Source organism: Bacillus sp. FSL R5-0523 (assembly GCF_037975295.1).
Taxonomy (GTDB): Bacteria; Bacillota; Bacilli; order Bacillales; family Bacillaceae; genus Bacillus; species Bacillus subtilis.
The window spans coordinates 1,896,759-1,921,861 of sequence record NZ_CP150251.1 but is presented as its reverse complement, the minus strand read 5'-3'; the positions used below and the strand labels follow the sequence as shown (position 1 = coordinate 1,921,861).

The 25,103-nt window shown below is 36.8% G+C and carries 26 protein-coding genes and 4 pseudogenes; 12 read left to right on the top strand and 18 right to left on the bottom strand.

All coding sequences use genetic code 11. From position 1 onward, the window contains the following. The first annotated feature begins 132 nt into the window (after window positions 1–132). Window positions 133–567, top strand: coding sequence for an SRPBCC domain-containing protein (locus NYE53_RS09620; protein WP_339248385.1), 435 nt, complete (start codon window positions 133–135; stop codon window positions 565–567). Between the two features lie 64 nt (window positions 568–631). Here NYE53_RS09620 and NYE53_RS09615 read toward each other — a convergent pair whose 3' ends face one another. Next, window positions 632–1,030: a hypothetical protein gene (locus NYE53_RS09615; RefSeq protein WP_100506857.1), complete on the bottom strand. Its 399-nt coding sequence runs from the start codon at window positions 1,028–1,030 to the stop codon at window positions 632–634. Window positions 1,031–1,045: 15 nt separating this feature from the next. Then, window positions 1,046–1,211: pseudogene (locus NYE53_RS09610) on the bottom strand (hypothetical protein). 72 nt (window positions 1,212–1,283) lie between these two features. On the opposite strand from NYE53_RS09610, the gene tatAC reads away from it, so the two are divergent. The 5 genes from tatAC (at window position 1,284) to NYE53_RS09585 (ending at window position 3,663) form a co-directional block, all read left to right on the top strand. Then, complete coding sequence (tatAC, locus tag NYE53_RS09605) at window positions 1,284–1,472, top strand: twin-arginine translocase TatAC (protein ID WP_003231634.1); 189 nt, start codon at window positions 1,284–1,286, stop codon at window positions 1,470–1,472. Between the two features lie 174 nt (window positions 1,473–1,646). After that, window positions 1,647–1,847: a spore coat protein CotC gene (locus NYE53_RS09600; RefSeq protein WP_014479921.1), complete on the top strand. Its 201-nt coding sequence runs from the start codon at window positions 1,647–1,649 to the stop codon at window positions 1,845–1,847. Between the two features lie 246 nt (window positions 1,848–2,093). Continuing rightward, entirely contained in the window at window positions 2,094–2,450 is a 357-nt protein-coding gene (locus NYE53_RS09595) for a YoqO family protein (RefSeq protein ID WP_339248382.1), read from the top strand. 160 nt (window positions 2,451–2,610) lie between these two features. Further along, window positions 2,611–3,333: a YrpD family protein gene (locus NYE53_RS09590; RefSeq protein ID WP_335389033.1), complete on the top strand. Its 723-nt coding sequence runs from the start codon at window positions 2,611–2,613 to the stop codon at window positions 3,331–3,333. Between the two features lie 42 nt (window positions 3,334–3,375). After that, window positions 3,376–3,663, top strand: coding sequence for a hypothetical protein (locus NYE53_RS09585; RefSeq protein WP_125121357.1), 288 nt, complete (start codon window positions 3,376–3,378; stop codon window positions 3,661–3,663). Window positions 3,664–3,785: 122 nt separating this feature from the next. Here NYE53_RS09585 and NYE53_RS09580 read toward each other — a convergent pair whose 3' ends face one another. Both NYE53_RS09580 and NYE53_RS09575 read right to left on the bottom strand, forming a co-directional pair. Further along, on the bottom strand, window positions 3,786–4,625 hold the full coding sequence (locus tag NYE53_RS09580) for a thymidylate synthase (protein ID WP_339248380.1): 840 nt from the start codon (window positions 4,623–4,625) through the stop codon (window positions 3,786–3,788). Between the two features lie 274 nt (window positions 4,626–4,899). Continuing rightward, entirely contained in the window at window positions 4,900–5,064 is a 165-nt protein-coding gene (locus tag NYE53_RS09575) for a hypothetical protein (RefSeq protein ID WP_003231643.1), read from the bottom strand. 375 nt (window positions 5,065–5,439) lie between these two features. Between NYE53_RS09575 and cotU the strand changes: the two genes are divergently transcribed. Next, window positions 5,440–5,700, top strand: coding sequence for a spore coat protein CotU (cotU, locus tag NYE53_RS09570; RefSeq protein ID WP_003231648.1), 261 nt, complete (start codon window positions 5,440–5,442; stop codon window positions 5,698–5,700). A gap of 633 nt (window positions 5,701–6,333) precedes the next feature. On the opposite strand, the gene dutA is transcribed toward cotU, so the two are convergent. Continuing rightward, the gene (gene dutA / locus NYE53_RS09565; protein ID WP_003245820.1) at window positions 6,334–6,768 is read right to left on the bottom strand and encodes a dUTP diphosphatase DutA; all 435 of its coding nucleotides are present in this window, start codon (window positions 6,766–6,768) and stop codon (window positions 6,334–6,336) included. A 29-nt stretch (window positions 6,769–6,797) separates the two neighbouring features. Further along, window positions 6,798–7,250, bottom strand: coding sequence for a DUF2691 family protein (locus NYE53_RS09560; RefSeq protein WP_339248379.1), 453 nt, complete (start codon window positions 7,248–7,250; stop codon window positions 6,798–6,800). 464 nt (window positions 7,251–7,714) lie between these two features. On the opposite strand from NYE53_RS09560, the gene alr reads away from it, so the two are divergent. After that, window positions 7,715–8,899, top strand: a complete 1,185-nt coding sequence (gene alr, locus NYE53_RS09555; protein ID WP_021479223.1) for an alanine racemase — start codon at window positions 7,715–7,717, stop codon at window positions 8,897–8,899. Window positions 8,900–9,000: 101 nt separating this feature from the next. Here alr and NYE53_RS09550 read toward each other — a convergent pair whose 3' ends face one another. Further along, a complete protein-coding gene (locus NYE53_RS09550; RefSeq protein WP_010886516.1) occupies window positions 9,001–10,416 on the bottom strand; it encodes a sugar porter family MFS transporter in 1,416 nt (471 codons plus the stop codon). Between the two features lie 410 nt (window positions 10,417–10,826). Here NYE53_RS09550 and yncB point away from each other — a divergent pair, with 410 nt between their 5' ends. Beyond that, the gene (yncB, locus tag NYE53_RS09545) at window positions 10,827–11,462 is read left to right on the top strand and encodes an endonuclease YncB (protein WP_339248376.1); all 636 of its coding nucleotides are present in this window, start codon (window positions 10,827–10,829) and stop codon (window positions 11,460–11,462) included. 245 nt (window positions 11,463–11,707) lie between these two features. Here the strand turns inward: yncB and NYE53_RS09540 are convergent. The 3 genes and pseudogenes from NYE53_RS09540 to xylA all read right to left on the bottom strand — a co-directional run. Beyond that, window positions 11,708–11,873: pseudogene (locus NYE53_RS09540) on the bottom strand (glycoside hydrolase family 11 protein); the annotation flags it as partial. A 104-nt stretch (window positions 11,874–11,977) separates the two neighbouring features. Further along, on the bottom strand, window positions 11,978–13,477 hold the full coding sequence (gene xylB / locus NYE53_RS09535; RefSeq protein WP_339248373.1) for a xylulokinase: 1,500 nt from the start codon (window positions 13,475–13,477) through the stop codon (window positions 11,978–11,980). A gap of 150 nt (window positions 13,478–13,627) precedes the next feature. Then, window positions 13,628–14,965 carry a xylose isomerase gene (gene xylA / locus NYE53_RS09530; RefSeq protein WP_339248370.1) on the bottom strand — a complete coding sequence of 446 codons (1,338 nt, stop codon included), beginning with the start codon at window positions 14,963–14,965 and terminating at the stop codon, window positions 13,628–13,630. A gap of 240 nt (window positions 14,966–15,205) precedes the next feature. Between xylA and NYE53_RS09525 the strand changes: the two genes are divergently transcribed. After that, a complete protein-coding gene (locus tag NYE53_RS09525) occupies window positions 15,206–16,360 on the top strand; it encodes a xylose repressor (RefSeq protein ID WP_339248368.1) in 1,155 nt (384 codons plus the stop codon). Between the two features lie 136 nt (window positions 16,361–16,496). Here NYE53_RS09525 and xynB read toward each other — a convergent pair whose 3' ends face one another. From xynB to NYE53_RS09485, 8 genes and pseudogenes are all read right to left on the bottom strand, one after another. Then, window positions 16,497–18,098, bottom strand: coding sequence for a xylan 1,4-beta-xylosidase (gene xynB / locus NYE53_RS09520; protein ID WP_339248364.1), 1,602 nt, complete (start codon window positions 18,096–18,098; stop codon window positions 16,497–16,499). Between the two features lie 30 nt (window positions 18,099–18,128). Beyond that, window positions 18,129–19,520 carry an MFS transporter gene (locus NYE53_RS09515; RefSeq protein WP_339248362.1) on the bottom strand — a complete coding sequence of 464 codons (1,392 nt, stop codon included), beginning with the start codon at window positions 19,518–19,520 and terminating at the stop codon, window positions 18,129–18,131. Between the two features lie 841 nt (window positions 19,521–20,361). After that, window positions 20,362–20,830, bottom strand: a pseudogene (locus NYE53_RS09510) (hypothetical protein). Window positions 20,831–20,969: 139 nt separating this feature from the next. Continuing rightward, a complete protein-coding gene (locus tag NYE53_RS09505; RefSeq protein ID WP_003245467.1) occupies window positions 20,970–21,134 on the bottom strand; it encodes a hypothetical protein in 165 nt (54 codons plus the stop codon). Between the two features lie 111 nt (window positions 21,135–21,245). Continuing rightward, complete coding sequence (locus tag NYE53_RS09500; protein WP_128747121.1) at window positions 21,246–21,521, bottom strand: hypothetical protein; 276 nt, start codon at window positions 21,519–21,521, stop codon at window positions 21,246–21,248. Between the two features lie 42 nt (window positions 21,522–21,563). Continuing rightward, a pseudogene (locus NYE53_RS09495) lies at window positions 21,564–21,852 on the bottom strand (hypothetical protein). Between the two features lie 63 nt (window positions 21,853–21,915). Continuing rightward, window positions 21,916–22,818 (bottom strand): CPBP family intramembrane glutamic endopeptidase, encoded by a 903-nt coding sequence (locus NYE53_RS09490; RefSeq protein ID WP_335389026.1) that lies wholly within the window; start codon window positions 22,816–22,818, stop codon window positions 21,916–21,918. A gap of 78 nt (window positions 22,819–22,896) precedes the next feature. Then, complete coding sequence (locus tag NYE53_RS09485) at window positions 22,897–23,433, bottom strand: GNAT family protein (RefSeq protein ID WP_339248357.1); 537 nt, start codon at window positions 23,431–23,433, stop codon at window positions 22,897–22,899. 256 nt (window positions 23,434–23,689) lie between these two features. Between NYE53_RS09485 and NYE53_RS09480 the strand changes: the two genes are divergently transcribed. Beyond that, window positions 23,690–24,826: a Rap family tetratricopeptide repeat protein gene (locus NYE53_RS09480; RefSeq protein ID WP_339248354.1), complete on the top strand. Its 1,137-nt coding sequence runs from the start codon at window positions 23,690–23,692 to the stop codon at window positions 24,824–24,826. Then, window positions 24,816–24,995: an aspartate phosphatase gene (locus NYE53_RS09475; protein WP_160243757.1), complete on the top strand. Its 180-nt coding sequence runs from the start codon at window positions 24,816–24,818 to the stop codon at window positions 24,993–24,995. The genes NYE53_RS09480 and NYE53_RS09475 overlap by 11 nt, the downstream gene beginning before the upstream one ends. Window positions 24,996–25,103 lie beyond the last annotated feature (108 nt).

Genomic DNA, 25,103 nt, shown 5'->3' with positions numbered 1-25,103 from the left:
CACAGATCAGACTGGCGACTGACACGCTGTTGAACAGCAGCTCTAGCATAAATAATGCACGCTATGGACATGATCTTATTAGTTATTATATGATTGAATTGAAAAAACATCATATGTCAAGAGGTAAACGAAATGGCTCAAAACAACGAAAATACATTACCAGATATTACGAAAATCATTACCCTAGAGGCTCCCATTCAGAAAGTCTGGGAGACAGTCTCTACTTCAGAAGGCATTGCCAAGTGGTTTATGCCCAATGACTTTCAGCTCAAAGAAGGACAAGAATTTCACTTACAATCACCGTTTGGGCCGTCCCCTTGTAAAGTTTTGGCTGTTCAAGCTCCAACTGAACTTTCTTTTGAATGGGATACAGAAGGATGGGTCGTTACCTTTCAATTAGAAGACTTGGGGGAAAAGACAGGGTTTACCCTTATTCACAGCGGCTGGAAAGAGCCGAATGAAGTGATCGGCAAAGCAAACGAGAAAAGCTCCGTCGTTCGCGGCAAGATGGATGGCGGCTGGACTGGCATTGTAAATGAACGGCTTCGTAAGGCTATCGAAGCATAAAAAAGAGAGAGGTATCTCTCTTTTTTGTTTTTTCCCAAGGGTTATACTTCACAATTTGAGTCCATCAATCATAAAACGTAACAGTTTTAGATTTACCAGAGTAATCGGTAACAAAGAACTCGGCCTTGTTATTGCTCCCATCTACAAATTTTCCAATACTGCCAAAGGTGTGGCATTCTCCGGGTGAAAAATAGTTTGCCCCTACATAATCATCAGGATTGTCACCGGGATCATCTTCATATAAGTGCAGTGAGACAGAAAAAGGAGTGCTTCCTGAAAGGCACACTCTAAAATCTCCTCCGGTTGAGTATACCGTCGGACTTGAGTAAGTATATGTGTAAGTCCCTAACTTATCCCACTCTCCAGCCCCCGCAGTTCCGGCTTTTTCTGCTTGTGCCGTTAATGGAAAAACCGCAGCAAACCCTAAAACAGACAAAAATCCAACTACCTTAGTGAATCTCATAGCTACACCACTCCTCTATTTCAATGATAGCCGCAGATACGTTTGTATCATTTCCGGCAGAGCTACATAATTGATCCAGTCTGCCTCCCCGCTTCTTAGGCAGGTGGCATTGGACATTATATTCAGCAGCAGCCGTTTTATGAATCCGCCTTTGTTTTGGTTTTAAATGTTCAAAATAAATGCATTCCCATTTGTACTGCTATCTCTTATAATTTGTTTAAAAGGTTGTACTTCAATCAGGGGGGAAAAGGATATGGAATTAAGCTTCACAAAAATACTCGTTATTTTGTTTGTGGGTTTTTTAGTATTTGGGCCTGATAAACTGCCGGCGCTTGGCCGTGCAGCAGGAAAAGCCTTATCAGAATTTAAACAAGCAACAAGCGGACTGACTCAGGATATCAGAAAAAATGACTCAGAAAACAAAGAAGACAAACAAATGTAGGATAAATCGTTTGGGCCGATGAAAAATCGGCTCTTTATTTTTTTTGTTTTTGTGTCATCTGTCTTTTTTTAATCATTTGGACAGCCCTTTTTTCCTTCTATGATTTTAACTGTCCAAGCCGCAAAATCTACTCGCCGTATAATAAAGCGTAGTAAAAATAAAGGAGGAGTATATATGGGTTATTACAAAAAATACAAAGAAGAGTATTATACGGTCAAAAAAACGTATTATAAGAAGTATTACGAATATGATAAAAAATATGATGACTGTGATTACGACAAAAAATATGATGACTATGATAAAAAATATTATGATCACGATAAAAAAGACTATGATTATGTTGTAGAGTATAAAAAGCATAAAAAACACTACTAAACGCCATTAACATCTCCTCGTTTTTACTTTCCCCCGGCTATTGCCGGGTCTTTTTTTGTTTGTGCACTATATGTATATTTCTGAAGCTCCCCTTTCTATGAAAACCTTGGTGACTGAATCTGAAAAAGAATAGTGAATATTTAGTACATAGTTTAGTTAGTTCATAAGTGAGCGCATTCAGTTTATTGCAGTTACAAAGAAACTTTTATAAACTCTTTGAGGATCATACATAAAAGGAGAGGTTTTTTGTATAGAAACATCGTATTTTATCTCATTTTACTTTGTCTATTTATATCAGTTGTCATGAAAAGCTTTGAGATGATAAGCACAATAGCCAATGTTATCTGCTTTGTTTTCGTATTGCTGTATTTTAAAGATGAAATGAAAACATACTCACGTAAAGCGTTAGCAATCCTAAGTATTTGTTTTCTTTTCTTAGTCGGTATCTGTGCTTTTATCATTTTACAAGGACAGACATTGATGAAACGTCACCTCTTTTTTACAGGCTGGGAAACGATAGCGGGCATCCTTTTAATGATCGTTTCTTTAAGCATTTGTACTTTTATTTTGAGGAAAATTTCAAATCGGTTAAAACGATTTTGATCTCATTCTTTCCTCTGATAAAGGTATATAGCTTTCAGTTTGGCGAAGCGTTTCGTCCCTTACTTCACTCAAAATGAAATATTTTGTCGATTTATATACATTAATCCAGTTCCAAAATAAGGTATAATAAATAGCGAAACCACTATCTAAAGGGGGAATTTTGGTGAAAAAAGTATTGATTGCAGGTGCAGTAGGAACAGCAGTTCTTTTCGGAACCCTTTCATCAGGTATACCAGGCTTACGCGCGGTAGACGCTCAAGTCGCAAAAGCAGCATCCCAGCTGCCTAACGGAATCGGCGGCCGTGTCTACCTGAACAGTACGGGCACCGTTTTTACAGCTAAAATCACACTTCCTGAAACTGTCAAAAACAACGACTCGGTCTCTACTCCCTATATTTATTCTGGCTTTAGGGCAACAAGCGGAACTGAAGCCGATATCGGGCTTCAGTACAGCAAACAATACAACGTCTGGAAGCCCCTCATGAAGGTTGGGTCCAAAAATGAAGAAACGTACATCGAAGGAAAAGACAAATTCACATACAATAAAGGCTTCCGCCCTGGAAGCACAGTCCAAATGACAATCTATAAAAATTTAAGCGGCAATACGCGCATGACCCTTTGGGGAACGAACAATGACGGCTACACCGGACGGATTATCACAGAAATTCAAGGAACCAACATCGGCACGATTTCAAAATGGAAAACCCTTGCTACCGCGGCTGTTTCGTATGAAAGCCAGCGTGATGCGATCAAAGCAACCTTTTCGACATCTTTTAACAACATCACAATCGACAATAAAGCCGTCACTCCTGTGGTAGATACACAGGATTTCGCAAAGGTTTCAGTTGCAGGAAATAACGTTACGATCTCTGTTAATAAATAAACGAAGCCGCAAAAATCCGCCAGCATTGTCTGGCGGTTTTCTTTGGAGCATACTGGTCATAGTTCGTTTCTTCAGCTCTTTTGTTTAAACCTAACTTTAATAAGGGTGGAAATTGGTATGAAATATGAAAAAACAAGTCTTTTTGGAATGATTTTAGTTATTGTAGCACTTCTAATATCTATATATTTTATGTGTAATACAAATGCGTTGGTACCTGCTGGATATGATCTAGCTATTCATGGAATTGTAATATCTAGAACTGTAATGATTGCTTTTACTTTGTATTTAGTTTCAAAGTTAGGATATTTTCTTCTGAATAAAAAAGATTAACTGTAGAGTTAATCTTTTTTATGTATTATACGTGTTTGTCCTTCAATTTTTATTCATCTTCCAGATTGCTTAATGAAAATAGGATACCTGCTATCCATTCACTGCACAATAAAAAGGCAGCATTAAACCGCTACCTCAAATAAAAGCTTGTCCCCATGTTTATAGTTGATTAATTTGAAATCATCAATGGTAAAGTTATAAAAATCTTTCACTTCAGGATTGATCCATAGTTCAGGTGCTTCAAACTGTTCTCTTTCCATTTGAATTTTCAAATTTTCTATATGACGTGTGTACACATGGCAATCCCCAATGTTAAAGATATATTCACCAAGCTCATAACCAGTCACTTGAGCAATCATGCGCTGCAACACATTGTACTGGAATACATTGAATGGATTTCCCAATGCCATGTCATTGCTCCGTGCTCTTACCTCAAGGTGGAGTTTCCCATGTTTAACGTACCATTGTGTTTCGTATACACATGGCGTTAAGGCCATTGCGTCTAATTCATCAGGATTCCATAGCATTGTAATGTGTCTGCGTGAAGACGGGTTGTTCTGCAATTGATGAAGAAGATAATCAACCTGATCCACTTTTTCTCCATTTAGACTTCTGTTTTTCTTCCCCAGCTGAAATCCATATGCATGTCCGATGGTGCCGTCTTCTTGTTTCCACTGATCCCAAATATGTACGCCCATCTTGTTTAAATCATTAACATCATTAGATTTCAGCTGCCAAATCCAGAGCAACTCTTTAATGGCTGTTTTCCAGGCAACCTTTTTTGTCGTTAAAATCGGAACCTCTGAGTTGTCGAATCTCATTTGTTTACTAATCACGCTTAGTGTATGAGCCGGTGTCCCATCAGAGTCCCACTTGGTTCTTACATTAAATTCTTCGTCTGAGATACCATTATTCATAATATCCTTAATGATTGAATTGTATTGTTTATCGAATTGCGTCATAACTATTCATATCCTTCTTTCATTTACAGTTGCTAAGCATAATTTATTACGAATGCAATATTATCGCAAATACTAAGCACGCGCAGATAAAGTGAGGATCTTATTCCACTCACTGTGTGTTTAAAGAGGAGTTAGTCCCCCCTCTTTTACACCTGTATTTCTCCATAACATAGTCTGTCACATAGCTCATAGTTACCGCCAGTTTGGTACATACACCGTTGATAACATTGTTGAGGATTATAAGAAATGGTTTGATATTGCGGCACATAAAAATTCAAATAGTTAGGTGTTTGTGTATACCAAATTGGAAATTGTCTAAACACATTAAATCCTCCAATAGCTTTTTCTGATTTAATGCATTGTATTTTACCTCAATATCAATTGTCATTTGTCCATGTGCAATTGGGCTTTCTTTAAAATAAATTCTCTCTAATTTCATTCATTTTTTTATGCTATTTGGCAGCGGTTTATTCCTTATATGATCTGTTTCTAACCGGTTTTGCTGTTTGTTTTTGATGTCTAACTCTAAATCCTTCAAAAGCAGTGTTAAAAATCACATCATAGAGCTCTTGAATCTTAACCATAACGTTCAAATATTCTTCAATGAGAAAGTCCCTTTTTACGTATACTAATCTTCCCTATACACTTTACTATTATTTTACAGTGATTGAGTGCTCTCTCTTAAACAGCTATCCGTTTTGTTTTTCAGAAAGTGTTTTAAACAGTCTCTTTTTACTATTCTTATTTCATTTGACCATACCATATCATTTAAACTTCATAAATTAAATTCGAATAAAATAAAGGAGGAATTTAATTGGGTTATTATAAAAAATATAAAGAAGAGTATTACACTTGGAAAAAAACATATTACAAAAAGTATTACGACAATGATAAGAAGCATTATGATTGCGACAAGTATTATGATCATGATAAAAAACATTATGATTATGATAAAAAGTATGATGACCATGATAAAAAGTATTACGATGATCACGATTATCATTACGAAAAAAAGTATTATGATGACGATGATCATTATTATGATTTTGTCGAATCATATAAAAAACATCACTAAATCTCTTAAACGTCTATTTATTCCCCGGCGACATACCGGGGGCTTTTTTATGATATTTATCGTCGATACTCAGATTTTTTTTGTAAAGTCTTATGTATCATTTCATCTTATATTTTGAACTTGTCTCATGGCTGCTGTAAATTCAATTATTAATGAACACATGTCATTTAACTTGGCTTATTATTAGTGGCATTACTAGTTTGTAGTTGCCTTCCCCTACTTATAAAAATTTAGATAAAAGTATTTCTTTATAGAGATGCTTGTTTCATCGACAACTCAATCCTAAAAGTGGTAAAATCGATAAAAATGTAAATATAATAAAAGGAGCATCTATATGTATATAAGTATTATAATTTTAGCATCCATGCTTTTATGGGGGACAGTTATCCACGAGCTAAGTAAACCTTCAAAAAAGCAAAGCACCAGTAAAATTGTTTCTTTGACATCTTTAGGTTCTTTATCGACTTTAGTTATTACTATTTCACTTTTTCAAAACTTCCCTTTTTAAAATGTGTTTTTAATTAAATCCTTCGTATTAAAATATTCATTTTATACATAATATTTATATGTACCTTGGCTGAAACCTCCATTGATCAATCACACAGCATGAAGACAGCCAAGGATTTATTTTGTTTACTTAGTACCTGTTGAACCGAGTCCTCCTCTATCCTCGTTTCCCAAATGCTCGACTTCAACCAATTCAACCGCCGGCATTTTCTTCATGATTCTAAACTGGCAGATACGATCACCCTTCTTAATTTCAGTATCACGCAATGCATAAGCAGGAAAGAACCAGAAATCGTTGTCACCCTTATATGACTCATCGATAACACCCATTGAATTTGTTTGAATAACGCCAAAGTTCTTATATGTACTTGAACGAGGGACGACATGTGCTTCGTAACCTTCAGGCAGTTCCATTGCAACACCTAATGGGACAAGCTTAAATTCATCTTTTTTGATTGTTACATCTTCAGCTGCCCGAAGATCAATCCAGTCTCCCTGCTCAATTTTGCTGATTCTTGTTTGTGTTTCATCTAGATACTTGATTTTAATTTGCATTGTCATGTACTAGCTCCTTTAATTTTTATTGACTATCATACAGTAAGGCTTGTTCTTGTGTCATTTTCATCAGTTATAAATTGAACGTCTTCAAAATCATTCTGTAAAGCATTGAAGTAAAGTTTTTCAATGAATTTTTTGTTTTTACAGTAAATCGAAACGTAGCTATTATCTGCTATCAAAAGGACAAGTTCGCAATCACTGTCAGCATATGTATTGACTTGATTAACCATTTTTCCATATGGAAATGCTTTCAGTTCAACGAAAATGGTATAGTACTGATTCGTTTTTAATTGTTGCTCAAAAACTGCCCCTTCAACAATTGCGTAGTCATGAAAAAGCTCCTCATCATCGAGCTCTCCTTCTACAACAAAATAAGATTCCCCACTCGTTTGCCACCTATAATTAGCTATTTCTACCGGCTGCAGTATTCTCCATAGAAAATTTCCATATTCATTCGGTATTTGAAAACTAACTCCCCTATTCATGTATACCCCTTACTTAAACGATTTTTGTGAATACGAGTTTAATTATATACTCTAATGTTAGGTTTATGGAACAAGGAATCGACTGCCTTTTCAACCGATTACCTTTTACAGAATTTCCTCAGCCCTTCTCATTTAAAAGGTTCTTCCAATGTTCATAACAACGGTAAGTATTTCCTGATTAGATTTCTCGTTATCATCTACCCTTAGAAAAAAATGTCCCAAAACAAATAATCATTTTTGTAATCCTCGGTCGCCGTACCCATTAACACCCCACTTACAAGCCTCATGTATCCCGTACTTGCTATTATTCGAACATTGATAGGCACCTTCTCGTATCACATGGATTTGCTGTTGAATGATTTCAAATAAAGTTGAATAAAATAAGATCGAATCATCCAACAATTAACATTTATTCTTGCAGCAATAGGTGGTATTTATAATCCATAAGAAGGAAGGAAGCGTTGATGATAAAGCTTTGCCGAGAAGTTTGGATCGAAGTCAATCTTGATGCCGTTAAAAAGAATTTGCGAGCGATTCGCCGTCATATTCCACATAAGAGCAAAATTATGGCTGTCGTAAAAGCGAACGGTTATGGTCACGGGTCTATAGAAGTGGCACGCCATGCACTGGAACACGGGGCGAGTGAGCTCGCTGTTGCCAGTGTGGAGGAAGGAATCGTTTTACGAAAAGCTGGGATTACAGCGCCTATCCTTGTGCTTGGTTTTACATCCCTTAGTTGTGTAAAGAAGTCAGCAGCTTGGAATATAACATTATCAGCATTTCAGGTTGATTGGATGAAAGAAGCAAACGAGATATTGGAAAAAGAAGCGAGTGCTAACCGGCTGGCCATTCATATTAACGTGGATACCGGCATGGGACGATTAGGTGTACGCACAAAGGAAGAACTTTTAGAAGTAGTGAAAGCCTTAAAGGCAAGTAAATTCCTCAGATGGACAGGGATTTTCACACATTTTTCGACAGCTGATGAACCGGACACAACACTCACAAAGCTGCAGCACGAAAAATTCATCAGTTTTCTCAGCTTTTTAAAAAAACAGGGGATTGAGCTGCCCACCGTGCATATGTGCAACACGGCTGCAGCTATCGCATTTCCGGAATTTAGCGCTGATATGATCCGTTTAGGTATCGGCTTATATGGTTTATATCCTTCAGCCTATATTAAACAACTAAATCTCGTTAAGCTTGAACCTGCGTTAAGTTTAAAGGCACGCATCGCTTATGTGAAAACCATGCGTACAGAACCCCGAACCGTTAGCTATGGTGCTACATACGTCGCAGAACCTAATGAAGTCATTGCTACACTCCCGATTGGCTATGCTGACGGCTATTCTCGTGCCCTTTCCAATCGCGGGTTTGTTCTTCATCGCGGAAAACGAGTGCCAGTGGCGGGAAGAGTAACAATGGATATGATCATGGTCAGTTTAGGAGAAAACGGTGAAGGTAAACAAGGAGAAGAAGTCGTGATTTACGGTAAGCAAAAAGGAGCCGAGATTTCCGTTGATGAAGTGGCTGAAATGCTCAATACGATTAACTATGAAGTCGTGTCTACATTAAGCCGCCGCATCCCTCGTTTTTATATAAGAGATGGCGAGATTTTTAAAGTATCAACTCCAGTATTATACGTGTAGAACATCTTAAAATGCTGAATCAAAATCCCTCTGGTAGAGGGATTTTGTTTTTTCTGAAACTAAAAAAATCCCTCCTATAAGAAGAGAGATTTTCAACATATTTATACCTCAATAACTGATTGTTCAGGAGTATTATGATCGTGTCGAGAACGAAAATGCTCTTCTAATTCTTCAAGTGTACGCCCCTTTGTTTCCGGCATGAATTTGTATACAAAACCGATTGCCAATACACCTAAAGCCACAAATATAAAGAATGTAAAAGACAAACCTACAGAGCTAAGCAAGATCGGGAAAGCAAAACCGATCACAAAGTTTAATATCCAAAGGAAAAAAACACTTATCCCAGAACCAAGTCCTCTTAACCTTTGAGGGAATATTTCCGCTATGACAAGCCAAGTCACAGGTCCTACACACCCTTGCATAAAGGCAAGAAATAAAACGGTCAAAGAAAGCACTACATAAGGAAGTGCCATAGATCCATCAAGCACAATTGAGAAAATCGCAATCAATAGGAGCGCTGTAGTCGTCCCCGCCAAACCAATCAATAATATTGGACGCCGTCTCACTTTTCCGACCAGCCAAATCCCAAATATAACTGCAATAACTGATATCAGCCCATTTCCAATATTAGCGATTAAAGCCGCTTTTGTACCAAAACCAGATTCTTTAAGGATTTGTGTGCCATAATACATAATCGAGTTCACACCTGTAATTTGATTCACGATGGCAACACCGATTCCAATCCATAAAAGACGGCGCAGCCATGGTGTAGAAAAGTCCTTGAGTGATGCCTTTTCTAGTGCTGTATCTTTTTCTACCGCTTCTTGAATTTCTCTACATTCAGCTTCTGCACGTTTATCTTCTCGAATTTGTTTAAGAACTCGCAGCGCCTCACTGTTTTTGCCTTTGGAGATTAGCCATCGGGGGCTTTCTGGTACCTTAAGCATACTGGCAAATAACATGATAGCCGGTACAGCACAAATGACAAGCATGTATCTCCAAACATGTCCCGTATTTGCCATTGTTACACCGAGGATCGCATTAAAAACATATGCTAAAAATTGCCCGCCAACAATCATTAGTTCATTTTGGGTTACCATACGCCCTCTCTTTTCATGCGGTGCCATTTCTGCTAAAAAGGCCGGCACCATCGCCGAGGCTCCTCCAACAGCCAGCCCCAGTAAAAAACGAAAGACCGCCATGATGAAAACGTTAGGTGCTAACGCTGTTCCCAGTGATGCCAGGAAAAATAAAAAGGAAAGATTAAGGATCATTTTACGGCGGCCATATCGATCAGCCAATCTTCCGCATAACAACGCTCCAAACGCGGCACCTAATAAAAGAATACTCGTAACAAGCCCTTCTGTAACCGGTGTTAAATCAAGCTGATCTGGCCTTGCCATAAAAGGTAAAGCTCCATTTATAACTCCGGTGTCATATCCAAAGAGAAGCCCTCCAAAAGTTGCTGAAATCATTATTAATTTCAACCTTCGATTTCGATGTTCATTCATATCCATTTCCCCTGCCTTTATTAAGAATACTTAATAAACTCTTTCAGTGTGGATATTGAGTCAAAACTAAAGTCATCTCTATCTTAGATTTTCACCTCTGGATTTGTAACCGTTTGCATTTTTAGCCAATAGAATACCTAAGCTATTAGTTGTTATATTGTAGTAATGTTTTTGTCACATTATTGTCATTTCTCATATTATCATAATTCCAAAAGCATTTTCAGTCAATATTATTTTCAGAATTATTTATTTCCGCTATGTGGTGGTGATGTTTTGATCATCTCGTTGTGAAGTTAACCAAAGGCAATTTGAATGTTATAAGTTCCCTTGAAGTTTTCCATTCACAAAAAATGTCCATATCGTTATAATGATGATGTTTAATCGCGAAAAGAGAAAATGATAAAGAGGGAATCAATATGAAGAAGATTTTGATCAGTATGATCGCAATCGTTTTAAGTATTACTTTGGCAGCTTGCGGATCACATCACGCAGCCAAAAACCATTCAGATTCTAATGGGACGGAGCAAGTCTCTCAAGATACTCAATCTAATGAATATAATCAGACAGAACAAAAGGCCGGCACGCCTCATTCAAAAAAGCAGAAGAAATTGGTCAATGTTACATTAGATAGAGCAATAGATGGAGATACGATTAAGGTTATTTACAACGGAAAGAAAGACACAGTTCGCTACTTGCTCGTTGATACACCTGAGACGAAGAAACCAAATTCTTGTGTTCAACCATACGGTGAGGATGCGTCGAAACGAAATAAAGAATTGGTCAACAGCGGTAAGCTACAGCTGGAATTTGATAAAGGCGATCGCAGAGATAAGTATGGAAGACTGTTAGCATACGTTTATGTTGACGGCAAATCTGTTCAAGAGACATTATTAAAAGAGGGATTGGCCAGAGTAGCATATGTATATGAGCCTAACACAACATACATAGACCAATTCAGACAAGATGAGCAAGAAGCAAAATCAGAAAAACTGTCAATTTGGAGTAAGAGTGGTTATGTGACTAACAGAGGATTTAACGGCTGTGTGAAATAGAAATACACTGCCTGTTAAAAAAGCAGCAAACCTAGCAGAAAGCAGTTTCCAAAGAATGAGAAAGAGAAATGGCGTGTCTAGTTTCCATTCTGCTTATCAAGCTAAAATCATGCAACTATGCCTGTAAAATTTCCGCTGTATAGTAACACCCTATATTATCCTATTTAGATAGTGTAGATAATAAAAAACACCCCTTCACGTCAATGTGAGGGGATTATTTGTGTGTAAACATCCTTCCTATTTCATCATAAATCAAGAGATCCCTCTACCGTCGTTAGCGCGGTTTCATACATCTTACCCATTGGCATTCCTAAGCTTCCCCACTTCTTGAAGTGTTCGCTGACAGAATACGGTTCCGCTCGTTCGTTTTGTCTGCTGGACACTCCAATACTGTTTAAAGGTTGCGATACCTTATTCTCACCATCTTTTCAAAAGAAGGCAGCCATGTCATCAAAGGCCTTTGATGATGATTGATCATTAATTGTTTTTCGGTTGATCTCCGGACAATAACATCATTAGTTTTTTCGAAAGCTCTTCAAAGCTGTATTGAGATCCTTTGTGTGAGTATAAATGTTCTTATACAAATCAAATAGTGTTTTATATTTTTGAACATTTTGCGCCTTTGGATAAAATGCAGCAGCCTCACGAATGAACTGCTCTGCACATTCTTCAAGGGATTCAAACCATCCGCTTCCAAAGGCAGCCAGCATTGCAGCCCCCATAGCTGGCCCTTGTTCATTTTCTAACTTAATTACCCTCGTATTGAAAATATCAGCTTGCATTTGCAGCCACGTATCATTTTTAGCTCCCCCACCAATAGAAACAACAGTATGAACTGATTTTCCCGCTTCGCGGAATAGCTCAATTGATTCATGTAAAGAGAATGTGATACCTTCCATTATTGCCCTCAAAAAATGCTTTCTATTATGGGCTCCATCCATTCCGATCAAGCTTCCCCGAATAGAAGAATCAGCATGCGGCGTTCTTTCACCAACCAAATAAGGAGTGTATAGCAGTCCATTGGCTCCTATCGGAATAGCTTCCACCCCCTGCAATAATTGCTCAAACGATTCGTCTGGTGCAAACGTTCTTTTAAACCAGTCCAAGCTGTATCCTGCAGCGAGCGTGACGCCCATCGTATAAAAAGAATTCTTTTTTCCATGATTAAAAAAGTGGACTTTCCCTTTAAAGTCTCTTTCTTTTTCTTCTTCGTAGGAAAGTATGACCCCTGAGGTCCCAATACTGCATAATGTTTTTCCGGAAGAAAGGATACCTGCTCCAATAGCGCCGCAAGCATTATCTGCTCCCCCAGCGTACACTTTTGTTTTTTCTAATAGCCCGGTCTTGGCGGCAACGTGCGGAAGCAGCGATCCTACACAATCATGAGATTCAACAAGCGGAGGACACATATCTGCAGAAATACCAATTTGATTGCAAATATCATTGCTCCACTCCTTGCGAGTAATATGTAAAAGTAAAGTTCCTGCTGCATCGGAGTATTCGGTGTGAATGGCACCGGTCATACGGAATCTCACGTAGTCTTTCGGAAGCAAAAAAACAGCAGTTTTTTTAAAAAGCTCAGGTTCATGTTCCTTTACCCATAACATTTTAGGTAATGTAAACCCTTCTAAAACACGGTTTTTTGTGATGTCAAGAAGATGATCGCCAAATTTCTCGGTCATCCGGATACATTGAGGCGTTGTTCTGGTATCATTCCAAAGAATTGCATTACGTAACACCTGACGATCTTGGTCAAGCAGTACTAATCCATGCATTTGTCCCGAATAGCTTATCCCGTCAATATCCTTGGCTTGAACATTGGATATAGAAACCAATTCAGCCAATGCTTCAATTGTTTGCTGCACCCAGTCCTCAGGATTTTGCTCACTATATCCAGCCTTCTCTTGGATGAGCGGGTACCTTTTGGACGTTTCTGCACAAACCTTGCCGTTTTGATTAACTAAAATGGTTTTAACAGCACTCGTTCCAAGATCTATTCCAATGACATACTTCATTTTTTCACTCCTTGTCCTTTTAAAAAACCATTCACTCTAAATAAATCCTAATTATAGAAGTTACCCGTCATAACAACAAGCAATAGGAAAGGAATCATGACGGGTAATTCAGTGATTTGGTATTGATGGCAGGATCTGGAGCTTATCCTGTTATACTTCTAAAATGTATTGGTTCAATATCGCTTTTAATTTCTCCTGTCTTCCAGATTCGTTTTTAATTAATTTATGATTTAGCGCATATTGCTCAAGTGTGTGGAAATTAGCTCTTCCTTCTATAATTTCAAGACCAATCCCTTCAGTAAAGCTGCGGTAACGATGTTGAATCACATCTTCAAACACACGATCTTCGATTAATTTGTGGGCAACTTTCAATCCTCTTGCAAATGCATCCATCCCTGCAATATGGGCATATATTAGATCATCAGGCTCGAAAGAAGATCTTCTGACCTTCGCGTCAAAGTTTAATCCGCCGCTTCCAAGGCCGCCATTTTGCAGGATTTCGTACATTGCTAATGTCGTAGAATATAAATCCGTCGGAAATTCATCCGTGTCCCAGCCTAAAAGAGGATGACCCTGGTTTGCGTCAACAGAGCCAAGCAGACCATGTACTCTTGCCATGCGCAATTCATGTTCGAATGTATGCCCGGCTAATGTGGCATGATTGGCTTCAAGATTTAATTTAAAGTGATTGTCTAAGCCATATTGCTTCAAAAAGGCAATGGTTGTTGCTGCATCTGTATCGTATTGATGGGTGGTCGGCTCTTTTGGTTTTGGCTCAATCAAAAACTGCCCTGTGTACCCGATTTCCTTCGCATAATCCACTGCCATATGCATAAATCTAGCCAAATTATCAAGCTCAAATTTTAAATCGGTATTTAACAATGTTTCATATCCTTCACGGCCGCCCCAAAATACATAGTTCTCAGCGCCAAGCTCTTTTGCTGTTTCTAACCCTTTTTTCACTTGTGCTGCAGCATACGCAAACACATCTGCATTGCAAGAAGTCGCGGCACCATGGACGAAACGGGGATTCGTAAACATGTTTGCGGTATTCCATAATAGCTTAACGCCGCTATTTTTCATGTAATCTTTAATCATGCCCACGATCATATCTAAATTTTGGTTTGTCTCTTTTAGCGTACTGCCTTCTGGTGCAATATCCCGGTCATGAAAAGCAAAGAATGGTGTATCTAGTTTTTCAAACATCTCAAATGCTGCTTCTACTCTCACCTTCGCTAGATCCATGCCTTTATAGTGATCCCATGGTCTTTGCATCGTAGCTGCTCCAAAAACGTCTGTTCCATCAGCGGTAAATGTATGCCAATAGGCAATAGAAAATCGCAAATGCTCTTTCATCGTTTTTCCGCCGATTACTTCTTGAGGATTATAATATTTAAATGCTAAAGGATTAGTCGAATCTTTCCCTTCGTAAACCACTTTGTTTGCGCTTCCAAAATAGTTGATTGAACTGGAATGAGATTGAGCCATGTGATTTCCCCCTTAAAAATAAATTCATTCAAATACAGATGCATTTTATTTCATATAGTAAGTACATTACCTGTTAGTTTGTTGTTTAAACAAACTAACTTATTTTCATCTTATATAACCTCGTCAGTATTTTCAATATTTTTTTAGTTTTTTATGAACACATTAGATATAATTAAGATAAGATTCGCTATGTACTATGTTCATACTTAATTTAAAGGTTATACAAATGGAGTGGATGAAGTGGATATCGCAGATCAAGCCTTTGTTAAAAAAGTAAATCAAAAGTTATTATTAAAAGAAATACTTAAAAATTCACCTATTTCAAGAGCAAAATTATCTGAAATGACTGGATTAAATAAATCAACTGTTTCATCACAGGTAAACACGTTAATGAAAGAAAATCTGGTATTTGAAATAGGTCAAGGACAATCAAGTGGCGGAAGAAGACCTGTCATGCTTGTTTTTAATAAAAAGGCAGGATACTCCGTAGGAATAGATGTTGGTGTGGATTATATTAATGGCATTTTAACAGACCTTGAAGGAACGATCGTTCTTGATCAATACCGTCATTTGGAATCCAATTCTCCAGAAATAACGAAAGACATTTTGATTGATATGATTCATCACTTTATAACGCATATGCCCCAATCTCCATACGGGCTTATTGGTATAGGTATTTGCGTGCCTGGACTCATTGATAAAGATCAAAAAATTGTTTTCACTCCGAACTCCAACTGGAGAGATATTGACTTAAAATCTTCGATACAAGAGAAGTACAATGTGCCTGTTTTTATTGAAAATGAGGCAAATGCTGGCGCATATGGAGAGAAAGTATTTGGAGCTGCAAAAAATCACGATAACATTATTTACGTAAGTATCAGCACAGGGATAGGGATCGGTGTTATTATCAACAACCATTTATATAGAGGAGTAAGCGGCTTTTCTGGAGAAATGGGACATATGACAATAGACTTTAATGGTCCTAAATGCAGTTGCGGAAACCGAGGCTGCTGGGAATTGTATGCTTCAGAGAAGGCTTTATTAAAATCTCTTCAGACCAAAGAGAAAAAACTGTCCTATCAAGATATCATAGACCTCGCCCATCTGAATGATATCGGAACCTTAAATGCATTACAAAATTTTGGATTCTATTTAGGAATAGGCCTTACCAATATTCTAAATACTTTCAACCCACAAGCCGTAATTTTAAGAAATAGCATAATTGAATCGCATCCTATGGTTTTAAATTCAATGAGAAGTGAAGTATCGTCAAGGGTTTATTCCCAATTAGGCAATAGCTATGAATTATTGCCATCTTCCTTAGGACAGAATGCGCCGGCATTAGGAATGTCCTCCATTGTGATTGATCATTTTCTGGACATGGTTACAATGTAATTTTAATGGAATGGACAGCTCATCTTTAAAGATGAGCTTTTTTATTCTAGGAATATTTCTGAAGCAATAGTGATATAGGCACCTTCTCGTATGAAAAAGGAGTTCTAAAATAGAAATCTCCTTTTTCATGTGCAAATTATTTTTCTTTATAACGAAAATATCTAAAGTCGGCCGGAATATGATTACCACTGGTATCTTGGCATTGCATCCCTACAAAGGCCCCTGTGAAGAATCCTCCCCCACGGATGTAATCATCTGATAATTTTTTCGATTCCAGTGCAATGTCAATTTTGTGCCAATCTTCTTTGTTAAAAGAATAGAAATAATAATATTTGTCCTTTTCAATATTTACTCTTAAATATACATACTTTACTTCACGAGGAATAACAATTTTATTGTGTAATGGCTGTGAAAAAGAAAAGTTGTCACATATTGTTAATTCAAGAATGCGGCCAAGTTCTTCATCATGCGTGACTTGAAGAGCCGTCCAGTTCTCTGTATTGTAGTAATTCACCAATCCAGCGGCTTGTTGAAAATTTTCCGGATAAAACTCAACAGCAGTTTCGGCTTCAAAATGGAGACTTTGCCAGCGTCTGGCTACAAATGCCTGAGTAAATGTCGAGGTCAATGATTCATGACCGAATAATCGTAAATGATTTGGCGCTTGAGTCAATGAACCTAATTCATTCGTGAATGGAATCCTTAAAGTTTGAAAATTTATATTTAATGTTGAATCCTCAAATTCATCAACTTCCGGGTACGTTGCTTCAAATATTGTTTCGGGTATAGAAGGTGCATCTACCTCCAAGCTTCCTTCTTTTCCACCTACTACATAGGGCCATTCATCTTTCCAGTAAAGTTTTTGAATAGCTGTTTCTCTGCCCAAAGGACAGTATCCTCTCTGCTGAAAAATTGAATCATCGTCAGGATGAATAGGACGTCCCGTTAAATGAGCTAAATACCACTCATCTGTATGTGTTTGAACAATGGATGCATGACCACATTTTTGCAATGAATTTCCTGGGTCATGCCATGACGTTAAGATTGGATTATCGGGATGAACTTCATATGGCCCCTCAATATTTGCAGAACGGGCAATTGTAGCAGCATGTTCGTACCGTGTTCCTCCTTCTGCAGTTAATAAATAATAATAGTTCCCGATATGATAAAGGTGCGGAGCTTCTGTCAGTTTTCTATCCGTTCCTTCAAATATAACTTTTGGTTTACCGATTAATTTTTGCTCTTTATCAGAATATTCCTGTATAACAATTCCTCCAAATGAGTGCCGATCAATACGGTGATCCCATAACATATTTAATAAATACTTTTTTCCATCAGTATCATGGAACAAAGAAGCATCAAACCCCGAGCTATTTAATGTAATCGGCTCACTCCAATCACCATTAATCGTTTCACAAGTAACTAAATAATTGTGACAATCTTTCCATGCGCCATCTACTACCTTAACATCCGTATAGATCAGCCAAAACTTCCCATCACTATAGCTTAAACATGGTGCCCAAACCCCACCTGAATTTGGATTTCCTTTCATGTCTAATTGTGAAACTCTCTGTAATGGATGTGCAACTAAGTGCCAATTTACTAAATCTTTTGAGTGGTGTATCTGGACTCCCGGAAACCACTCAAATGTAGATACCGCGATATAATAATCCTCTCCTGCCCTACAAATACTTGGATCGGGATTGAATCCTTTGAGTACTGGATTGGTAATCTTCATTTGGGACTCCTCCTCAGTTTATTTTCTTTTTTAAGCCTTGAAATCATCAATATGATCCAAATAAACTTTGTCTCTATTCTCTAATTCTCGAACCATGTTTTTATATTTTTTCTCATCTAAGTTATAGAAATTAATATCAATTAAAGCTAGAACAAGCAAGAACACGGGAATAATGGTTGTTGTAATTAAAATCCCCATTAATGCCGTCGGGGTTTGTGCCTGATTTGCTACATATCCAAACTTATCAAGAACCAGACCCGGAACAACTCCTCCTAAGGCCATACCAAACTTAAAGAAAAATCCGATTATAGCGTAAATGAGCCCACCCATTCTTTTCCCAGTCCTGTACTCTCCATATTCAATTGTTTCAGGAATAAGCGCCCACATATATCCCCCGGCAGTGAGACTTCCAGCAGCAGCGATTAATCGACAGAAAAGTATGAGGTAAACATTACTTGTCGGAACAAACAGTAAAGCTAAAAGGCCGATAATATTCAGTAATAATGCATAGTTTAGTAATTTCTTTTTCCCCAAAAATTGATGAAGCCTTGGAATAAACGGTAAAATGACCAAAGCGGGCAAACTTCCTATCAAACCGTACCACTTCACCAAATCCTCTCTTTCTAAGTTATACGTTACGTAGTAAATGCCAACCGAATTACTGATGGAATTCACTCCAAAAATAATAATAAAGAAAATACTTAATACAACAAGTGGACGATTAACACGAAACTGCTCAAATATATCCGTAAATTTAATTTTCTCTTCGGATTTTTGAAGAGTGACCCGCTCTTTTGTGCTTTTAAAACAAAAGATTAAAAGGCACCCGCCTATCATTCCCAAAATACCCATGGTTAGTTGCCAGCCAAGAGACTCGTTGCCGGAAGTATCGCTTAAATAAGCAGCCAGTAAGGGAACAAAAAATGCAACGACAAGTCCCCCAAGATTCGCAAATAACATGCGAACAGAAGTTATACTAACCACTTCTTGATTATTTCTAGTCATTGCAGAAGTTAACGCGCCATATGGAACGTTTATCGTTGTGTATGTAAGCGACAAGCCAACATAGGTTATATAGGCATATATTAATTTCCCCATATCCGAAAAGTCTGGTGTTGTAAAACAGAGTATTGCCAGTATGACAAATGGAAAAGCTCCGAATAAAAGATACGGTCTAAAGCGTCCAAATCTGCTGTTCGTTCTGTCAACTATTGTTCCGATAAAAGGATCAGCGAGAGCGTCGATTATTCTAACCACTAAAAACATAGTACCGGCTGCTGCTGCCGATAAACCAAAAACATCTGTATAGAAGAACAAAAGATACGTAGACACTGTTGCATAAATTAAATTACAAGCAAAATCTCCAGACGCATATCCAACTTTTTCAACCATGCTAATCTTCTTTACATTTTCACTGAGCATGATTTCTCCCCTTTTCGATCCTTTAATATGGAACAGTGTGAAACGGTATAACAATTTCTCGAATTTACGGTCAGTAAACTTTTATAAAAGCGCTTTCAAAACAGTGCAAAAAAATATGGTGATCAGCAAGCACAAAATTCATCTTTTTTCGTCATACCTTATATACCTGGAAAAGGATAAAAGCCTCATTCTTTCGTTTTTTATATTGTTTAGCTCCATTAAATCGATCCTCTTATCCCCCTTCCATCCATATTAGTAAGACCTTATCTTGTGGACAATGAAAGTTCATCTTATTAGTTTGTTGATCGAACAAACTAACTTGATTTAATATTATAAAATCCTTTCGACTTTTTCAACATCTTTTTCAGAAAGTTTAAACAGAATGAATTAAATATTGATTTTTGACTGTTTCGTTATATTCTGTGTCTCAAATATTTGCGAATATCATGGATCGATTAACGTCGATTAGTCCAAAACAGATTCTTGTGTAAACACATGACAAAGATGATCTATGCGAAATAAGGAATTGGTTAGTGGTAAGTTACATTTTTGATGTATGGAGACTGTTAGCCTAGATTTATGCTGATGGCAAGCCCGGTCATGAATTGAAAGAACAGGAATGGCCAGAATAGTTTATGTTATAAGTCCAACCCTACATACATATATCAATACAGGAAAGATAAATAAGAAGTAAAAATAGAGAAGCTTTCAACCGGAATAGAAATGGCTATTTGACTATCTGAGGATTAATGGCTGTGTTAAACACTATGATTTATCCTTTCAAACTTATTTTAATCTTAAAAATTTTAATTGAGACTGGAAACAAAAGAGAATACAGAAATTAATTCCGTATTAATTTATTCAATATGTTAATTTTACTTTGGTCTTTATGATTTTTCTTCTTTCTTCTATAACCATCTAATAAAGACTTTTTATAAACCTTGAGGTAATCATCAATCGTTAGCAAATGATATTTCGCTCCGCCATCTTCAAAAACCTCTAGGTTATTATAGTCTACATCTGCAAATGGTTTTAAATCCTCAATGTAAGCAATGCCTATTTTTGTATTAGTTTTCTTAAATTCATGCTCATGTAAATCAACCATTTTGTATCCATGCAGTTCCATCACTTTTTAGTTTTTCCCACTTTTCCTCTAAAAAAATTAAAGGAATAAGGAGATCAATATCTTCTGGGGAAAAGTCTAACCCAGTTACCTTTTCAAGACCTAAAGATCCATATAATAATGGAATTATGTCTAACTCTTTATTAAACGTTTTAGCTATATTGATAAATTCATTATACAATTTCATTTTACGTCCCCATTATTTGGTGATTAATTATTAATATTCAACTGGCTCTTGAATTTTCATAAGTCCTTCAATACTTTCATGCGGTATATATCTCAAAGGGTTATTTTTTCAAACATCCTGAAAGTCATCTGTACAATATCTAAAAAGCCTTGAAAACTGAATTAAAGAAAAACATCAAAATGATAATGGCTAGCACAACAACAATTTCAAAAGTATGTGAACTGCCATCTTCTTTTTCTCGTTCTTTCTTCTCCCTCATTTGTTCCCTATATTTTCTTTGTATTTCATCCTTTTTCCTATCCACCTTACTCGACCCCTTTCAACATAAAGTAAAGCCAAGCAATTCTGAAGTTTTTTATTCCTTCTTTTGACAAGCTAGAAAATACCAATTTATAAGCGTAATGCCTAATGGATTTTAAACTCCAAATAACAAAGCCCCTCCGATAAACCAGAAAAAAGGAAATGGAAACATAATTGCATTTAAGACAATCCCATATACAGCACACCGTTTATTTGTCTTCATTGAAACGAACGCTAAAATGATTCCTATAGGAGAAAGTAATAATGGAAAAAACACCGGCATTCCTTGCCATGGAATTGACATAACTCCCGTAAAAAAATTAATAATTAAGATAGCTGAGATAATTGGAATCGTGATTGAAAAAATAGCTGCAGCTTTTCTAATATTCATATTAAAAGCAAGTCTCCGTTCTCCTTAAAATTGTAGTTTTATTTAGTCTTGAGAAAGTTTGTCAAAATCTCTTTCTTTCATTTCAGGCAGAGTGATATCAATCCCTAACATTTTTATTAATTCTTGTACGTAGCTTTTTATTGCAAGCATATTAAATGGGAAATCGAAATCAAGTTCTTCTTTAACGCTTAGAATATCCATTGCATACGAACAATTATGCTTCATACCCAAAAGAATACGATTGATCAGATAACTCAAAGTGAGTAACTAAATAAACACTAATAAGGTTTCCACCTTGAGAATCAAAATCTACTAATCTTTCATCATGAATGCTTCTTCAACATTGTCTAGATCCTCCTTAAAATCACTTTAAAACTACTGTTCTACTTAGAAATTAAACATCTTGGTCGCATTTTTCATTCTTCCGCCATGGAATAGTATTTCGGCGAGTTATTGCAACAGGTATTAATAGTAGAGTACCGACAGTAAGCAACATAAAAAAGATCACAAACAGCGCACCTGTTCCCGGAACAATTTCTTCATAGGTAATAAAGCGCTCCTTCCCCTGCAGGACGAAGAACCGAGAATTTTCGAGAAAGACCAGATGAAAAGCGATAGACGTCCATAAGCTTCCTGTTACAATACGCAGGAGTTGAAGGATGCATCCAAAAGTCAACAATAAAACGATGTAATCTAATGTGATAGCAGGTGATTCAATTCCAACTATATATTGCAAAACACTTACAATTATTGGTGCAAGCACAAACAGGATTGGTTGTAGGAGTAAGGCCATAAAACAGTTCCAACGCTTATTTAGAGCATAGTACACCGTCCCACGAAAAGTTAATTCCTCTGGATAAGCTTCATAAAAGAATGCAATAATCATATTTAAGAGCAATGCTGTCACTAAATGGACAGAGAAGTGGAATTGCGTAACTTTGATCCAGCCTAATAAATGGGCGATAGCGAAACCAGACCCGGATAATACAATCACATATATTGCTCCTATTATGGCTTTCGGAATGGCTTGCCGCCACCCAGACAGTCCTATAGAATAAAAGGGTCTACTAGACATCCGTTTAAGAAGAATATAGAGCAACGGGACAGTTATTAATGTGACTAAACCTGCTTGGATGCCTTGCTTCAAAAGCTTGGAAGCTCCTGCTTGGCTAGCCAGTGAACCGACTAAAGTAGCAAAAAACAAAGCAAATACGAATGTTCCCCAACTGAGCAAGACAGTTCCTAACCATTTATGATGATTGTCTTGTTTTCCGCTTTTGGTGAGATGAATTTGCATTTGGATACCCCTCTCACATCATTCATATTAACCACTATAAGCCCTACTATCACTATACGTTCTATAGCTGTTATGGTTTCAAATTCCTGCATTACCCCTCTTACAATTCCACTCTTCCTCTAAAATAGCGTAATAATATTCATCCCACCATTCATTGCCTTTCGGAATACATTTTTTAAAAAATCCTTCTCTTCTCATTCCGATCTTCTCCATAACTCGGTATGAAGGAATATTCTCAGGTTGACACGTAGCTATAATCCTATGTAAGTTCATTTCTTTAAATCCATATTCCAAGATAGCTTGGGCAGCCTCAGAAGCATACCCTTTATTTTGATAATTCGGATTAAACACCCACCCAATTTCATATGTATGTTCACCAAAATACTTATAAAAAACAATATGGCCTATAACAAAGTCTTCTTCTATTAGTATGACAGGGAATTTTTCAGCGTTATCACCTTTGTTTTTACTTACAAGTGCCTTTGCATCTTCTTCAGTAAAAACCCCTTCAGGTATATACTTCATTACATTACTATCAGATGTATACTCATATACAGCTTGCCAATCTTTGAATTCAAATTCACGTATCAATAACCTTTTTGTTGTTATGTGCATTAAAGCAACTCCCCTCTAATATACTTAATCTTTATTTCAATATGAAGACAACAATAACCTCTTTAAAACTATCCTTATTCAACAATATTGCCTCTTGCTAGAACAACTCAAGGATTTCTGACTGTGAACAAGCAATGGAATATGATTCTCAATCTTAATTTAACAGGAGGCTTTTTTGTTTTTTAAGATAACATTAATCTTCCTTATTCATTTAAATATGATAAAATATTACATATTCAATATAGGAGGGCTTGTGTTGGAGCAAATGATCTCTTCATCTAAAGTCGGAGTAAAAATAAATGAGTGGTATAAATACATAAGATTGTTTAGTGTCCCAGATTCGGAAATATTGAAAGCTGAAATCGAGGAAGAAATAAGGCATATGAAGGAAGATCAAGATTTATTGCTGTACTATTCTCTCATGTGTTTTCGCCATCAATTGATGTTGGATTACCTTGAACCCAAAACAATGAACGAGGAACGCCCTAAAATTTCAGACTTATTAGAAAAGATCGAAAGTAACCAAACTGATTTGAAAGGGATTCTTGAATATTATTTTAATTTTTTCCGGGGAATGTATGAATTTGAACAATACGAATATCTTAATGCCATAAGCTTCTATAAGCAAGCCGAGAGAAAATTATCACTTATTGCAGATGAAATTGAACGAGCAGAATTCCACTACAAAATTGCAGAAATTTATTATCATATGAAGCAAACACATATGTCGATGCATCACATTGTTCAAGCAATCGATAGTTATAAAGCACATGAAAACTACACTGTAAGAGTTATTCAATGCTCATTTGTCATCGGTCTGAACTATTTGGATATGGACTTCCCTGAAAAAGCGATCCCTCATTTTAAAGATGCCCTAGACAAATCTAGAGAAATCAATATGTCACGATTAATCGGATCATCTCTGTACAATCTTGGCTTATGTTCATTTGCTGAGGAAGCTTATGAAAAGGCATCTGAGTACTTTAAGGAGGGCATTAGAGTATACCAGGATAAGGGATATGAGCACTCAAATCGTTTATTAGACATCTTACTTATGTTGACAAAAACCACATTTAAAATGAAAAACCACTCCGAGGGAATTTCTTGGTGTGCACACGGTCTGTCTTTGTCCAAAAATTTAAATGATGAGATTATGGCAAAAATGTTTGAATTCATTCAGGCCTTATATGTTGATAACGACAAAGAAAAATTAAATTCGATTTTAAATTATTTAGAAGTAAAATCAATGCTTTCAGACATGGAGGATTTAGCATCAGATGCAGCGAAGTATTACAATGAAAAAGAAGACCATAAAGTGGCTGTTACTTATTATGAGAAAGTGCTTTATGCCCGTAAACAAATTCAGAGAGGGGATTGTCTTTATGAAACTTAAGCATGCATCTTTCTTTATTTTAGCCATTGTTTTAATTGGATTTGTAAGTATTTATTTAACTAACACTCAAAAAGATGTCCAAGAAGCACGCAGAGGACATACTGCCAGTATTGGGTATTTTATTGAGAAAGGCTCATTTGAAGTTGCAAGTAGAGGTCACACTTCTTAAATATGTATTATTCCCCCTCAAAAATTTTGAGGGGGGATTTTTATGATTTGTGTCCTCCAGTAAGCTTTACCGGCTTATAAGAGACTTAAATGAAGCACTTAAATTGAT

Excerpts from the sequence above, each read along its gene's own strand:
- NYE53_RS09620 (WP_339248385.1), top strand. The coding sequence starts at position 133 with ATGGCTCAAAACAACGAAAATACATTACCAGATATTACGAAAATCATT.
- NYE53_RS09615 (WP_100506857.1), bottom strand. The coding sequence starts at position 1,030 with ATGAGATTCACTAAGGTAGTTGGATTTTTGTCTGTTTTAGGGTTTGCT.
- tatAC (WP_003231634.1), top strand. The coding sequence starts at position 1,284 with ATGGAATTAAGCTTCACAAAAATACTCGTTATTTTGTTTGTGGGTTTT.
- NYE53_RS09600 (WP_014479921.1), top strand. The coding sequence starts at position 1,647 with ATGGGTTATTACAAAAAATACAAAGAAGAGTATTATACGGTCAAAAAA.
- NYE53_RS09580 (WP_339248380.1), bottom strand. The coding sequence starts at position 4,625 with ATGACGCAATTCGATAAACAATACAATTCAATCATTAAGGATATTATG.
- NYE53_RS09575 (WP_003231643.1), bottom strand. The coding sequence starts at position 5,064 with ATGAAATTAGAGAGAATTTATTTTAAAGAAAGCCCAATTGCACATGGA.
- dutA (WP_003245820.1), bottom strand. The coding sequence starts at position 6,768 with ATGACAATGCAAATTAAAATCAAGTATCTAGATGAAACACAAACAAGA.
- NYE53_RS09560 (WP_339248379.1), bottom strand. The coding sequence starts at position 7,250 with ATGAATAGGGGAGTTAGTTTTCAAATACCGAATGAATATGGAAATTTT.
- alr (WP_021479223.1), top strand. The coding sequence starts at position 7,715 with ATGATAAAGCTTTGCCGAGAAGTTTGGATCGAAGTCAATCTTGATGCC.
- NYE53_RS09550 (WP_010886516.1), bottom strand. The coding sequence starts at position 10,416 with ATGGATATGAATGAACATCGAAATCGAAGGTTGAAATTAATAATGATT.
- yncB (WP_339248376.1), top strand. The coding sequence starts at position 10,827 with ATGAAGAAGATTTTGATCAGTATGATCGCAATCGTTTTAAGTATTACT.
- xylB (WP_339248373.1), bottom strand. The coding sequence starts at position 13,477 with ATGAAGTATGTCATTGGAATAGATCTTGGAACGAGTGCTGTTAAAACC.
- xylA (WP_339248370.1), bottom strand. The coding sequence starts at position 14,965 with ATGGCTCAATCTCATTCCAGTTCAATCAACTATTTTGGAAGCGCAAAC.
- xynB (WP_339248364.1), bottom strand. The coding sequence starts at position 18,098 with ATGAAGATTACCAATCCAGTACTCAAAGGATTCAATCCCGATCCAAGT.
- NYE53_RS09515 (WP_339248362.1), bottom strand. The coding sequence starts at position 19,520 with ATGCTCAGTGAAAATGTAAAGAAGATTAGCATGGTTGAAAAAGTTGGA.
- NYE53_RS09500 (WP_128747121.1), bottom strand. The coding sequence starts at position 21,521 with ATGAATATTAGAAAAGCTGCAGCTATTTTTTCAATCACGATTCCAATT.
- NYE53_RS09490 (WP_335389026.1), bottom strand. The coding sequence starts at position 22,818 with ATGCAAATTCATCTCACCAAAAGCGGAAAACAAGACAATCATCATAAA.
- NYE53_RS09485 (WP_339248357.1), bottom strand. The coding sequence starts at position 23,433 with ATGCACATAACAACAAAAAGGTTATTGATACGTGAATTTGAATTCAAA.
- NYE53_RS09475 (WP_160243757.1), top strand. The coding sequence starts at position 24,816 with ATGAAACTTAAGCATGCATCTTTCTTTATTTTAGCCATTGTTTTAATT.